The 13,507-nt window shown below is 70.1% G+C and carries 13 protein-coding genes; 8 read left to right on the top strand and 5 right to left on the bottom strand.

What is annotated here, in order from left to right; genetic code table 11:
• Positions 1–33: 33 nt before the first annotated feature.
• Positions 34–1,872: a DEAD/DEAH box helicase gene (locus tag BIU99_RS07885; RefSeq protein ID WP_064295443.1), complete on the bottom strand. Its 1,839-nt coding sequence runs from the start codon at positions 1,870–1,872 to the stop codon at positions 34–36.
• A gap of 92 nt (positions 1,873–1,964) precedes the next feature.
• The gene (locus tag BIU99_RS07880) at positions 1,965–2,801 is read right to left on the bottom strand and encodes a DUF1206 domain-containing protein (RefSeq protein WP_064295496.1); all 837 of its coding nucleotides are present in this window, start codon (positions 2,799–2,801) and stop codon (positions 1,965–1,967) included.
• A 116-nt stretch (positions 2,802–2,917) separates the two neighbouring features.
• Here BIU99_RS07880 and BIU99_RS07875 point away from each other — a divergent pair, with 116 nt between their 5' ends.
• From BIU99_RS07875 to ligD, 3 genes are all read left to right on the top strand, one after another.
• A complete protein-coding gene (locus tag BIU99_RS07875) occupies positions 2,918–3,850 on the top strand; it encodes an alpha/beta fold hydrolase (RefSeq protein WP_064295495.1) in 933 nt (310 codons plus the stop codon).
• A gap of 173 nt (positions 3,851–4,023) precedes the next feature.
• A complete protein-coding gene (locus tag BIU99_RS07870) occupies positions 4,024–5,505 on the top strand; it encodes an MFS transporter (RefSeq protein WP_064295442.1) in 1,482 nt (493 codons plus the stop codon).
• A gap of 70 nt (positions 5,506–5,575) precedes the next feature.
• Positions 5,576–6,601 (top strand): non-homologous end-joining DNA ligase, encoded by a 1,026-nt coding sequence (ligD, locus tag BIU99_RS07865; RefSeq protein ID WP_071260667.1) that lies wholly within the window; start codon positions 5,576–5,578, stop codon positions 6,599–6,601.
• 64 nt (positions 6,602–6,665) lie between these two features.
• Here the strand turns inward: ligD and BIU99_RS07860 are convergent, their stop codons facing one another.
• Entirely contained in the window at positions 6,666–6,986 is a 321-nt protein-coding gene (locus BIU99_RS07860; protein WP_064295440.1) for a hypothetical protein, read from the bottom strand.
• A gap of 260 nt (positions 6,987–7,246) precedes the next feature.
• Between BIU99_RS07860 and BIU99_RS07855 the strand changes: the two genes are divergently transcribed.
• Both BIU99_RS07855 and BIU99_RS07850 read left to right on the top strand, forming a co-directional pair.
• Positions 7,247–8,290: an NAD(P)-dependent alcohol dehydrogenase gene (locus tag BIU99_RS07855; RefSeq protein ID WP_064296121.1), complete on the top strand. Its 1,044-nt coding sequence runs from the start codon at positions 7,247–7,249 to the stop codon at positions 8,288–8,290.
• A gap of 21 nt (positions 8,291–8,311) precedes the next feature.
• A complete protein-coding gene (locus BIU99_RS07850) occupies positions 8,312–9,535 on the top strand; it encodes an MFS transporter (protein ID WP_071260666.1) in 1,224 nt (407 codons plus the stop codon).
• Here the strand turns inward: BIU99_RS07850 and BIU99_RS07845 are convergent.
• Positions 9,532–10,299, bottom strand: a complete 768-nt coding sequence (locus tag BIU99_RS07845) for a PIG-L family deacetylase (protein WP_064296123.1) — start codon at positions 10,297–10,299, stop codon at positions 9,532–9,534. The two genes, BIU99_RS07850 and BIU99_RS07845, sit on opposite strands and share 4 nt — an antisense overlap.
• Positions 10,296–11,528, bottom strand: a complete 1,233-nt coding sequence (locus BIU99_RS07840) for a glycosyltransferase (protein ID WP_082916161.1) — start codon at positions 11,526–11,528, stop codon at positions 10,296–10,298. The genes BIU99_RS07845 and BIU99_RS07840 overlap by 4 nt, the downstream gene beginning before the upstream one ends.
• Positions 11,529–11,664: 136 nt before the next feature.
• On the opposite strand from BIU99_RS07840, the gene BIU99_RS07835 reads away from it, so the two are divergent.
• The 3 genes from BIU99_RS07835 to BIU99_RS07825 form a co-directional block, all read left to right on the top strand.
• Positions 11,665–12,090 carry a VOC family protein gene (locus tag BIU99_RS07835; protein WP_071260665.1) on the top strand — a complete coding sequence of 142 codons (426 nt, stop codon included), beginning with the start codon at positions 11,665–11,667 and terminating at the stop codon, positions 12,088–12,090.
• Positions 12,091–12,146: 56 nt separating this feature from the next.
• Complete coding sequence (locus BIU99_RS07830; protein WP_071260664.1) at positions 12,147–12,812, top strand: hypothetical protein; 666 nt, start codon at positions 12,147–12,149, stop codon at positions 12,810–12,812.
• The coding region (locus tag BIU99_RS07825) for a DUF222 domain-containing protein (RefSeq protein WP_139205379.1) at positions 12,809–13,507 on the top strand (699 nt) is incomplete at its 3' end. The genes BIU99_RS07830 and BIU99_RS07825, both read left to right, overlap by 4 nt.

The following is a 13,507-nucleotide window of genomic DNA, read 5'->3' as shown; positions in this document are numbered from 1 at the left end:
ATTCCGTCCGGCTCTCGTCGTCTGTGTGGCGTGCTAGGAACGCGGCTTGCGGTCGTACGAGCCGCCGCCCGTGCCGCCCTCGTCGTCGCGTCGGCGGGCCGGGCCGCCGCGGTCGGGACGGAGCTCGATGAGCTTGCCGCTGATGCGGGTGTTCTCGAGACGGTCGAAGACGTCGTTGCCGAGGCTCGCCGGGAGTTCGACGATCGAGAAGTCCGGCTTGATCTGGATCGCACCGAAGTCCTCGCGCTTCAGACCACCCTCGTTCGCGAGCGCGCCCACGATCTGACGCGGGTCGACCTTCTGGCGACGACCCACGGCGATGCGGTACGGGGCCATCGGTCCGCTGGACGGGCGGCTGCGACGCTCGGGGCGGTCGCCCTGATCGCCGCGGTCGCTCCGGTCGCCGCGGTCGAAGCGCGAGCCGCGGTCACCGGAGTCGCGACGGTCGCGACCGGCGCGGTCGTTGCCGCGGTTGGTGTTGTCGAACTCCTCACGACGGCGGCGCTCGTCCTCCGCGGAGAGGAGCAGCGGCGTCTCGCCCTGGGAGACGACGGCCAGCGCCGCGGCGACATCGGCCTCGGGGACGTCGTGGTGCGAGACGTAGTGGCCGATGATCTCGCGGAAACGCTCGATGCGCTCGGTCTGGCCGAGCGCTTCGGTGATCGCGTCGTCGAAGCGGGTGAGGCGGGTCGCGTTGACGTCGTCGACGCTCGGCAGCTGCATCTGCGTGAGCGGCTGACGGGTGGCCCGCTCGATGGCCTTCAGCAGGTGGCGCTCGCGCGGTGTGACGAAGCTGATCGCGTCGCCCGTGCGTCCGGCGCGGCCGGTGCGACCGATGCGGTGCACGTAGGACTCGGTGTCGACGGGGATGTCGTAGTTGACGACGTGGCTGATGCGCTCGACGTCGAGACCGCGCGCGGCGACGTCGGTCGCGACGAGGATGTCGAGCTTGCCTGCCTTCAGCTGGTTGACGGTCCGCTCGCGCTGCACCTGGGCGACGTCGCCGTTGATGGCGGCAGCCGAGTAACCGCGTGCGCGGAGCTTCTCGGCGAGCGTCTCGGTCTCGTTCTTCGTGCGCGTGAAGATGATCATCGCGCTGAAGTTCTCGGTCTCGAGGATGCGGGTCAGCGCGTCCACCTTCTGCGGGTAGGAGACCGTCAGGTAGCGCTGCGTGATGCTGGCCGAGGTCGTGGTCTTCGTCTTGACCGTGATCTCTTCCGGGTTGTTCAGGTACTTCGCGGAGATGCGACGGATGGACGACGGCATCGTCGCGGAGAACAGCGCGACCTGCTTGTCCTTCGGGGTGTCGGCCAGGATCGTCTCGACATCCTCGGCGAAGCCCATCTTCAGCATCTCGTCGGCCTCGTCGAGCACGAGGTACTTGAGCTCCGTGAGGTCGAGGGTGCCCTTCTCCAGGTGGTCCATGATGCGACCCGGCGTGCCGACGACGATGTGGACGCCGCGACGGAGGGCCGACAGCTGGACGCCGTAGCCCTGGCCGCCGTAGACGGGCAGGACGTGGACGCCGCGCAGGTGGGTGGCGTACTTCTCGAACGCCTCGCAGACCTGGAGGGCGAGTTCACGGGTCGGTGCGAGGACGAGCGCCTGCGGCGTCTTCTGCGTGATGTCGAGGCGGGACAGGATCGGCAGGGCGAACGCCGCGGTCTTGCCGGTGCCCGTCTGTGCGAGGCCGACGACGTCGCGTCCCTCGAGCAGCAGCGGGATGGTGGCCGCCTGGATGGCGGACGGGGTCTCGTAGCCGACGTCCTTGAGTACCTTGAGCACCGCGTCGTCGAGGCCGAGGTCGGAGAAGGTCTGCGTAGCGCCGGCGGGTTCCGCCTCGGGCTGCGTCGTGGAATCAGAAGACGTCATACTCCTAACGGTAGTCGCAACGCAAGCGTTTGCAGGACATGGTCTGGAGCCGACCGGTCCGCGCCGTCGCCCGGGGCGCCCGCCTCACCGTCCTACAGGCTGCCCCAGCGCGCCCGGGCACCGCAGAAGAGTCCATAGGCGATCAGCCCGACGCCGACCACGAGCAGGATGACGACGCCGAACGGGAGCGCGGCCAATGCCGAGATGGCACCGTCCATGCCGGAGGCCTTCTCGGGGTCCTGGGTGGCGGCCGCGACGAGGAACAGGATGCCGACGGTGACCAGTGCGATCCCCTTGGCGACCCATCCGATGACGCCGAGGACGACGACGGCACGCTTCGTCGTGCCGGTGGGCGGGTGCACGTCCTCGAGGAACTTCCGCGTGACGCCCTTGAAGACGAAGAAGCCGCCGATGCCGATGACCACGAGGCCGACGACGATGACGACGAACACCCCGCCGGGGGAGGACAGGAGTGTCGCTGTGAGGCCCTGGCTGGACTGCGAGGAGTCCTGGCTGCCGCCGAGGGCGAAGGTCAGCGCGGTCGATCCGACGGCGAGGTAGGCGATCGCGCGTCCGGCGGTCGAGATCCGCTTGCTCCACCGCTTGCGGGTGTCGGATTCGCGCACGAGGAAGGCGGAGATCGCCGTCCAGAGACCGAGGGCGAACAGGCCGACGGCGACGACCCAGATGATGACGATCCCGCCGGGCGTGCCTGCAAGCGTCTTGAGCGCACCCGACTGGTCCGCGTCACCGCCGCCGCCGGATCCACCGCTCGCGCCGGACAGGGCGATGGAGATCGCGATCCCGCCGATGAGGACGTGGAGCAACCCGTTGACGGCGTGACCGGTGCGGGCGAGCGTGCGGAGGGTCGTGCTGTTGTGTGCGGTTCCAGCGGCTTGGTCTGCGGCGGCGCGTGCGTTCTCAGGCATCAGACCACGGTAGCGGCCGGGTTCCCGACCACCAGGGGGGTTGCGCGCCGTGCCGGTGGACCGGCGTCGTCGATCGAGCACCGATCCGAGCGGCACCTCGTTTCCGAATGACACGCATGCCCGTGAACCCCTCGCGTCCCGCCCCGCCGGACGACCCCTCCGTGATCACCGCCGATGCGACCGCGCTCGGCCTGGGACGCGTCACGGTGGACACCGATCTCGGACCGGTCACCGTCCGTGCGGGGCGCGAAGCGGGTGGACCGGCTACGATCCTGCTGCACGGCGCCGCCGGTTCCTGGACCACCTGGTCACCCCTCCTCCGCGCCGACGACGAGCGGGGCGCGGTCGTCGACGACGTCATCGCCGTGGATCTCCCGGGGTGGGGTGCATCGGCACTTCCCGCCGCCGATCCGGTGACGGTCGGAGACCTCTCCACCGCCGTCGCGACCGTCGCCCGCTCGCTCGGCTACCTGTCCTGGCGTCTCGTCGGGCATTCGCTCGGCGGGTTCGTCGCGCTCGACCTCGCCGTCCGCGAACCCGAGGCGACGATCCGGGTCGACCTCGTCTCACCGACGGGGATCGGGGTCGTCGAGGCGATCCGGCAGCCGCTCGGTGGCGGCGCCCGGCTCCCGTGGTTCGCGGGCATGCTCCTCGCGATGCGGATGCTGCAGGCGCTCGGCGGACGCGGGCCAGGGCTCGTCCGCGCGCTGAACCGGATCGGTCTGCTCGCACCGCTCATGTCGCCCCTGTTCGGACGACGTCGGGACCTCGACCGCTCGGTCGTCGACGCGCTCGCAGCCGACGTCCGGCCGGCGTCGTTCCTCCTGGCGGCCCGAGCGGCCGCCGCCTACGACCTGCACGTCTGGCGCGGCGTGCGGTGTCCCGTCCGCTGCATGACGGGCGACCGCGACGTCTTCGTCGGGCCCGACGATGCAGCCGTCCTCACCGCTCTCGTCCCGGACCTGCGACTGCGCACCCTGCCGGCGACCGGGCACTTCGCGGCGGTGGAACACCCGGAGGCCGTGCTCGATCTCTTCACCTCGGAGTGATCCGCGTGGCCTCACGGGTGCAGCGACGTCGGCATCCGCTATCCTGGTCCTCTGCCCGACTTCGTGGTTGGGGTGGTTGATCGTCCGCACCGTGCTGCACCCGCGCCGTGTGTCGAGCATCGATCTGGGGCTGGAAACCCCCAGCACCCACACCCCTCGCACGGAGGTCCTCCTTGTCTGCATCCGCAGCCACCGCATCGCATCCCACCACAGCACCGTCCGGTTCCCCGGCCCGCCGCTGGTGGGTCCTCGTCGTCCTCGCGATGACGCAGCTCATCGTCGTCCTCGACGGCACGATCGTGAACATCGCCCTTCCGGCAGCCCAGCAGGAGCTCGAGCTGTCCGACACGCAGCGTCAGTGGGTCGTCACGGCCTACGCCCTCGCGTTCGGCGCGCTGTTGCTGCTCGGTGGCCGCATCGCCGACTACTGGGGCCGGAAGCGCACCTACCTGGTCGGCATGGTCGGCTTCGGCGCCGCATCGGCCTTCGGCGGGTTCGCCCAGAGCGGGACCGAACTCATCATCGCGCGCGGCCTGCAGGGCGTGTTCGCCGCGCTCATGGCGCCCGCCGCACTCGCGCTCCTCACCGTCACCTTCGCCCACGGCCGCGACCGCAACACGGCCTTCGCCGTCTTCGGTACCGTCGCCGGTGCCGGGGCGGCCGTGGGCCTGATCCTCGGCGGCGTGCTGACCGAGTTCGTCGACTGGCGCTGGTGCCTGCTCGTCAACGTGCCCTTCGTGATCGTCGGACTCATCGCCGGCCTCATCCTCGTTACCGAGAGCAAGGCCGAGGGCGACAACCGCTACGACTGGCTCGGTGCGATCACGGTCATCCTGGGCCTCGGTTCCCTCGTCTACGGCTTCACGCTGGCCGAGGGCGGCTGGGGGAGCGCCGACACCATCGGCTTCCTCGCGCTCGGTGCGGGACTCCTCTCCCTCTTCGTCTTCATCGAGATGCGTGTCGCGCAGCCTCTGCTCCCGCTGCGCATCGTGGCGGACCGGGTCCGCGGCGGTGCCTTCCTCATGCAGATGATCGTCGGCAGCGTCATGATCGGTGCCCTGCTCTACCTGACGTTCCACCTGCAGATCGTGCTCGGCTTCCCGCCGCTCGAGGCGGGCATCGCGACCCTCCCGATGACCGTCGCGATCATGATCGTCGCCCCGATCGCCACGAAGCTCCTGCCGGCCATCGGCCCGCGCCCGCTGCTCATCATCGGTCCGCTCGTCGCGGCGGCCGCCCTCGTATACCTCAGCCGCATCACGGCCGACGGCGACTACTTCGTCCAGGTGCTGCCGGCGCTGCTCGTGCTCGGGATCGGCATGGCGATGATCTTCGTCCCGATGCAGAACCTCGCGCTGACGGGAGTCGCCCCGCACGACGCCGGTGCGGCCTCCGCCACGGCGAACGCCTCCATGCAGATCGGTGGGTCGATCGGCCTGTCGGTCTTCACCACGGTCTACGCGAGTGTCACCGACCAGGCGACGGTCACGGATCAGGCCTCGCAGCTCGTGGCGTTCACCCAGGGCTACTCGGCGGCGTTCATCGCGGCTGCGGTCGGCCTCGTGATCGCGAGCGTCATCGCGGTCGTCTGCATCCGCGGTCGCAAGGAGGACCTCCTGCCCTCGGGTGACCAGCAGGCCGTCCACCTGGGCTGAGCGGGACGGCGCCGCTTCGTCGAGCACAAGCCTCCTGACAGCAGGGTGCCGTCGGCGTACCGTGTCCGACATGGCCAGCACCGCGATCGTCCTCACCGTCCCCGGACCGCACGGCGACCGCGAGGTGCGTCTCTCCAGTCCCGACCGCGTGCTCTGGGAGGCGTCCGGTGTCACGAAGCGGGAGCTCGCGGAATACCTCATCGAGGTCGCGCCGGCCTTCCTCGCCGCCAACGGCGACCGTCCGGTGTCCCTGCAGCGGTTCCCAGGCGGCGTGGACGGCGAGTGGTTCTTCTCGAAGAACCCGCCGAAGGGGGCGCCGGAGTACGTCCGGGCGGTCGACGTCGTGTATCCGAGTGGCCGGCGGCATCCGCAACTCGTCCTCGACGAGGCGGCCTCTGTCGTCTGGGCCGTGCAGATGAACACGGTCGTGTTCCACCCGTGGCCGTCACAGGCGTCGGACACCGACCATCCGGACGAACTGCGGATCGACCTCGACCCGCAGCCGGGAACCGACTTCGCCGACGCCGTGCGCGTTGCGGGCTCGCTGCGGGAGCTGTTGACGGAGGTCGGTCTGACGGGGTTCGTGAAGACCTCCGGCAACCGAGGTGTCCACGTGTTCGCGCCCATCGAGCCGGAGCACGAGTTCCTCGACGTCCGGCACGCCGTGATCGCGGCGGCTCGGGAACTGGAGCGACGGGATCCCGACCGGGTCACGACCTCGTGGTGGAAGGAGGAGCGTGGTGAACGCATCTTCGTCGACTACAACCAGGCGAACCGCGATCGGACGATGGCCGGCGCCTACAGCCCGCGTGCGCTGGCCTCGGCGACCGTCTCGTGCCCGGTGACCTGGGACGAACTCCCCGAGATCGACCCGGGCTCCTTCACAGTGCGGACCGTCCCGGAGCGACTCCGGACGACCGGCGACCCGTGGGCCGGCATGCACGACACCGCTGGGCGCATCGACGTCCTCCTGCAGTGGTGGGAGCGGGACCTCGAGCAGGGGCTGGGCGAGCTCCCGTTCCCTCCCGACTTCCCGAAGATGCCGGGCGAGCCGCCACGGGTGCAGCCGAGTCGCGCCAGACACGCCGAGGACTGAGCCCACCCGGACACACGAACGCCCGGTGATCGTGGATCACCGGGCGTTCTGTGGACTCAGGGCGCTATTCGGCCTTGCCGAGGGCGAAGCGGACGCCGCCCTGCTCGTCGATCTGCGCGTCGAGGACCGCGTCGCTCAGGGCGACGGCTGCGGACTCCTCGAGGAAGACGGTCGCTCCGGCGCTTTCGATGACCTGGTCGGCCTCGTGCGGCGTCGCCGTCATGGTGACTTCGAAGTTGTTGTCGTCGGAGCTGCTGCTGATGCGCAGTCCGGCGCCGTGCGTGAGCGACGACGCGTCGTCCGGGACGACCAGTCCCGGGGTGAGTGGTGCGTTCTCGGCGAGGGTCTTGACGACTCGGCCGGCGTTCTCGGTCAGGGTGAGCATGTGTGTTCTCCGTTCCGTTCGCGAATACGAGTTCCCCACCATGCTCGGGTTCTCGGCGAGATGCCACCCCGAGGCCGATCCTCTGCGGGAACTGCCAAGCAACTCTGCAGGGATTCACACCTCCGCGCTGCTCGTAGCACAGCCCGGGTGATCGTCCCTTGGGGGTCCGTTCGGTGGAGTGGGCTGCTAGCGTCGAACGTGCTGTCCGGCGCGTGCATCCCGCCCCACGGCACCCCCAACACCCCAGCCCGAGGAGTCCTGTGACCACCGTCGCCGCCATCATCAAGCCCACCGCAGACGCGCCGTTCGAGGTCGGCACCATCGAACGCCGTGCGCCGCGCGCCAACGACGTCGTCATCGACGTCCACTACGCCGGCATCTGCCACAGCGACATCCACCAGGCCCGCGAGGAATGGGGCAAGGCCATCTTCCCGATGGTCCCCGGTCACGAGATCGCCGGCATCGTCACCGAGGTCGGCGATGCGGTCACCAAGCACCAGGTCGGCGACCGCGTCGGCATCGGCTGTTTCGTCGACTCCTGCCGCGAGTGCGAGAACTGCCTCGCCGGCGAGGAGCAGTTCTGCCTGAAGGGCAACGTCGCCACCTACAACGGCCGCGAGTACGACGGCGAGCCCACCTACGGCGGCTACAGCAAGCAGATCGTCGCCGACGAGAACTACGTGCTGAGCATCCCCGAGGGCATCGAGCTCGACGTCGCGGCACCCCTGCTGTGCGCCGGCATCACCACCTACTCGCCGTTGAAGCACTGGGGCGCCGGTCCCGGCAAGCAGGTCGCCATCGTCGGGATGGGTGGTCTCGGCCACATGGGCGTCAAGATCGCCCACGCCCTCGGCGCAGAGGTGACCGTGCTCAGCCAGACGACCTCGAAGGAGGAGGACGGCAAGCGCTTCGGGGCCGACCACTACTACGCGACCGGCGAAGAGGGCACCCTGAAGTCGCTCCGCGGACGCTTCGACCTCATCATCAACACGGTCTCCGCCGACCTCGACATCGACGCCTACCTGTCGACCCTCAAGCTCAACGGCTCGATGGTCTTCGTCGGACTGCCCGAGAACACGCAGCAGTTCCGGGTGTTCTCGCTCGTCGGTGGCCGCCGCTCGCTCGCCGGCTCGAACATCGGCGGCATCCGCGAGACGCAGGAGATGCTCGACTTCTGCGCTGAGCACGGCATCGGTTCGCAGATCGAGCTCATCGGTGCCGACGAGGTCGAGGGCGCCTACGACCGCGTGGTCCGCAGCGACGTCCGCTACCGCTTCGTCATCGACACGGCGACGATCGGCTGATCGCACCGATACCCTGAGAGCATGATCCGGCTCCCGTTCCGTCGTCCAGGCGGAGCGGGAGCCGTTCCTCGTGAACCCCTCGGCCGCGAGGTCCTCGTCCTCGGCGGTGTCGCGTTCTTCGTGATGCTCGGGTTCGGTGTCGTGATCCCGGTCCTGCCCGTGTACGTGCGCAGCTTCGGCGTCGGCTACCTCGAGGTCGGCGCGGTCGTCTCGGTCTTCGCGCTCATGCGGCTCATCGCGAACCCGTTCGTGGGTGCGCTCGTCGATCGGATCGGCGAGCGGGTGGTGCTGGCGTCCGGCATCGGGATCGTCGCGGTGTCGAGCGCGCTCGTCGGGCTCGCGGCGGACTATCCGCAGCTGCTCCTGCTCCGCGGGGTCGGAGGGATCGGGTCGGCGATGTTCTCCGTCGCCGCGATGACGCTGCTGCTGCGCACCACCCCACCGCACCGTCGCGGGCGGGCGGTCGGGTTCTACCAGGGCGGGTTCCTCGTCGGCGGCATGGCCGGACCGGCCGTCGGTGGCCTGCTCGCGACCATCTCGCTCACGGCACCGTTCTTCTTCTACGCCGGGACCCTCGCGGTCGCCGGCGTCCTCGGACTCGTGATGCTGCGCGGCAGTCGGATCGCCGCGCCGGTCGAGACCGCCACGCAGGCCGAGCCCTTCCGCACGGTCCTCGCCGATCGCCGGTACCAGGCGGCGCTCCTCGCGAACTTCGCGAACGGCTGGGCGTCGATGGGCGTCCGGGGCGCACTCGTTCCGGTCCTCGTCGTGGAGGCGCTCCATGAGGAAGCAGCCTGGACCGGGATCGCCTTCGCGATCGCCGCTGTCGCGCAGACGCTCGCGCTCGGTCCCGCCGGCCGCTTCGTCGACACCGTCGGACGACGACCCGCGATGCTCGTCGCGTTCCCGGTCGCGGCGGCGGCGCTCCTCGCCATGCCGTTCGTCGGCGAGCTCTGGCTGCTGGTCGTCGCCCTCTGCGTCTACGGTGTCGCGGCGGCCTTCCTCGGGACCGCTCCGGCGGCGGCCGTCGGAGACGCCGCGGGTGGTCGGGGTGGTCGGGCCGTCGCGGTCTTCCAGGCGACGTCCGACCTCGGCGCCATCGTCGGCCCGCTGGTCGCCGGCGCACTGCTCGACGCCTTCTCGTTCCCCGCGGCGTTCGGCTCCGCGGTCGTGCTCATGCTGCTCGTCCCCGTACTCGCGTCCCGCATGCCGCGGGAGCACCGGAACCAGTCGACGACCGCCTAGCGGGACTGGAGTCGCAGGCCCACCGAGGTGGTGATGTCCTCACGCTGACCGCCGGAGTGGACGAGCTGCTCGCCGTCGACCGTCAATTGGCTGGCGTGTTCCGCGAGTGCCGCGGCGACGATCGGGAGGCGGTGCCCGAGTGGGAACCACACGGCGTCGTCGCCCAGCGGTTCCAGGTCGGTGCGGTGGTGCACGAGTTCCGCGAAGGGCACCCCGCTCCTCCGCGCGGCGACGATCGCGGCCTCGTGCATCCGGAGGTGGTCCGGGTGCCCGTACCCGCCACCGTGGTCGTAGCTGACGACCAGGTCCGGCGAGACGTGTCCGATGACCGCGACGAGGTCGTCGGCGACGTCGTCGAGCGGAGCGAGCGAGAACGCACCGGGGGAGACGTCGTCAGCGGGGCCGGCGAGTCCCTCGCGCACCCACCGCATGCCCGAGTCCACGTATCGCGTCGACGTCCCCGGTCGGGCCGCCGGACCCGTCCCCAGCCAGAACTGCTCGGCCACGCCGAGCGTGCGGCAGGCGGCGGCGAGCTCCGACTCGCGGTGGGACGCGAGAGCAGCGGTTCCGGCGAGGGACCGGAGCGGGCCGTCGACGACCTCGCCGCGCTCGCCTCGCGTGGCCGTCACGAGGACGACGCGAGCACCGTGGTCCACGAGTTCGGCGATGAGCGCGCCCGAAGCGAGGGTCTCGTCGTCGGGATGCGCGTGCGCGAACAGGACGGTGCGCCCGCTGTCGATGAGCGGGAGGAGTCCGTGGTTCACGAGGTCGAGGTCGCCGGGGCGGTGGCGACGGCGGGAGCGTTCTCGACCAGGGTCCGGTAGACGTCGACGAGGGCGTCTCCCGAGCGCTGCCAGTCGAACCGCTCCGCCCGACGTCGCGCTGCCGAACCGAGCTGCGCGAGCCGCTTCGGGTCGCCCAGGATGGACGAGACCGCAGCACCCCAGATGTGCGGGTCGCGGGAGTCGATGACGATGCCCGTCTCTCCGTCGACGACGGCCTCCCGCAATCCGCCTGAGGCGGCCACGACGGTCGGCACGCCGCTCGCCGCGGCTTCGAGCGCGACGAGACCGTACGTCTCCGAGTGCGAGGGGACGAGCACGAGCGTGCTCTCGCGGAACAGCGTGGCGAGTCCGATGCGCGACTGCGGCCCGACGAAGCGGACGTCGTCGGCGACACCGAGGTCGCGGGCGAGGGCGGCGAGTTCCTCGGCGTAGCGGTCGTAGTCGACGGAGACGTCCCCGGCGATGACGAGTTCGGGGCGGAGCTCGGGCGCGACCGCGGCGATGGTCTCGATGGCGAGGTCGAAGCCCTTCAGCGGGTGGAGGCGACCGGCGACCACCGCGGTCGGGCGACCGGAACGAGGACCGTCGAGCGGGTGGAACAGCGTCCCGTCGACACCGGGTGGCACGATCGACACCCGGTCGGGGCGGGCTCCGAGCCGCGCGATCGCGGTGTCGGCCTCGGCCGCGCTGATCGCGACGACCGCGTCCGACTCCGCGGCGAGCCGTGCCTCGCCGGCCAGGCGCCCGGGGGACTCGGCGCGCTCGCCGTGCGAGAGCGGGGTGGTGGACTCGGCGGCGATGCTGTGGAAGCTCTGCACATGCGGGATCCCCAGTTCCCGCGCGAGGGGGAGTGCGGCCATGCCGGAGAACCAGTGGTGGGCGTGCAGGACGTCGTATCGCGGCAGTCGGGCGAGTTCCGAGCGGAAGTCGTCGACGAACTCTTCGTGCCGACCCTTCGCGACCGGTTCGGCGGGACCGGCGTCGAGGAAGCGCAGGGTCACGCCGGGGGCGAGGGATGCGGCGGACGGCTGGTCGGCAGATGACCGCCGGGTGATGACGTCGACCTCATGGCCCGCTGCGCCCATCGCGACGGCCTGATGACGGACCACGACGTTCATCCCGCCGGCGTCACCGGAACCCGGCTCGTCACCGGGACTGGTGTGGAGCGAGATCATCGCGATGCGGAGGGGCTGGGGTTGCGAGGGCACCAGACGAGCCTAGTAGCCGTGGGCGTCCCAGCCCCTCGTGACGGAGACACCAGAACGTGCTCGCACATCCGACGCCGGAGCGTGAGAATGATCGCGAGACGAGCGCGACGATGCGCCCGTCCAGGCGAAAGGGACGATCATGACGACGCTCAACCCGTACCTCGGCTTCCGCGGGACAGCCCGTGAGGCGATGGAGTTCTACCAGGGGGTCTTCGGCGGCGAACTGACGGTGTCGACGTTCGGCGACTTCGGTGCCGCGGTCGAGCCGGACGAGGTCGATCTGGTGATGCACTCCCAGCTGACCGGCGACGCCGGGGTCGTCTTCATGGGGTCGGACACGCCGAAGCACATGCACTACCGCGAGGGCAACAACTTCTCGATGTCGCTGAGTGGGTCGGACACCGACGATACCCAATTGCGCGAGTACTTCGAGCGGCTCTCCGATGGCGGCACCGTCCAGCAGCCGCTGACCGTGGCGCCCTGGGGCGACTCCTTCGGCATGGTGCAGGACCGCTTCGGGATCACCTGGCTGGTGAACATCGCCGCCCCTGCGGAGGGGTGACGTGAGTGTGACTGCAGTGGTGTCGCGGGACGACATCGGCTTCCCGAGGAGCAGCGATGACTGAAGCGTGGAACGATTTCTTCGTGGCGACAGCGGGCGCTGCGGCGGCGCTCGCCGGACTCATCATCGTCGCGATGTCCGTGAACATCGCCAAGATCATCGAGATCCCGTCCATGCCGGCGCGGGCGGCGGCGACGATCAGCTCCCTGGTGTTGATCGTCGTCGTCGCTGCCGCAGGACTCATCCCGGGTCAGGCCGACGCCTTGTACGGTGTCGAGGTCCTGCTCCTGACCGCCCTCGCTCTGTGGTTCGCGATCGACGCCGCGGTCCGGATCCTCCGCCACCAGGATGCCGAGCATGGACCGCGCGCCCTCAAGGCTGCGGTCCCGGTGTTGCAGATGATCCCGTTCGTGATCGGCGGTGTATTGCTCCTCCTCGGTTCGTCGGTCGGTCTCGGCTGGCTGGCTGCCGGCTTCATCCTTGTGTTCATCGGCTCCGTGGTTGGTGCTTGGGTGCTGCTCGTCGAGATCCTCCGGTTGTTTCCTCCGACCCTGAGCGCCACAGCGACTCCGAGCAACCCCGCCCGGTTCCTGAGCAACCCCTCCCGGTCCCTGAGCACGCGCCCGGTCCCTGAGCCTGTCGAAGGGCTCACGAGCAACTTCCACAGCCACCCTCACTTGACATCTGGAATGTCAGTGGTCCATGGTGGACTTGTCCCATGACCGAGACCACCCTCAGCGCGATCCGCGCGAGCGACGACTGCGCGGCGCGCCTCGCGGAGTTCTCGGACGAGTGGGCGGAGCTCCACCGCCAGCAGGCCGTCCTCGATACACGCAAGGCGCGCCTCCTCGCCCGCTCCGCCGCCTGTGCCGATGCCTTCGCGGACGCCACGGTCCCGGCGGTCTTCCCGCCGGCCGAACACCAGGCACTGTCCCGTCGGTCGACCTGCGCGGCCCTCGCGATGGCGCCCCGGATGCCGGAGCGGACGATCCAGCGTGCGACGAACGACGCCGAACGGCTCGTGAACGACGCGCCGGCCGTGCTGGCGTCGCTTGAGGCCGGGCGCATCTCGGCGCGGCACGCGCAGACGATCCTCGATCAACTCAGTGATGTGCCGGTCGAGGGGCGGGCGGTGTTCCTCGCCGAGGTCCTGCCGGTCGCCGAACAATCCACCAATGCGTACCTCCGGAAGCGCGCCCGAGTCCTCCGCGAACGCCTCCACCCCGAATCCATCACCGCCCGAGCCGTCCGCTCCGAGGCCGACCGCCGGGTGGAGTTCGAGCCCGCGGCCGACGGGATGGCGTGGGTGCATCTCTTCACGACGGCACCGATCGCGCAGGGCGTCTCCGAGCGGATCGAAGCGGCGGCAGCGGAGTCACGCGCCGTGGGCGACACTCGCACGTGCGCACAACTGCAG

This window comes from Plantibacter sp. MMLR14_011, from assembly GCF_001865025.1.
In the GTDB taxonomy this organism is placed as follows: domain Bacteria; phylum Actinomycetota; class Actinomycetes; order Actinomycetales; family Microbacteriaceae; genus Plantibacter; species Plantibacter flavus_A.
This window is presented reverse-complemented; position numbering and strand designations above follow the sequence as displayed.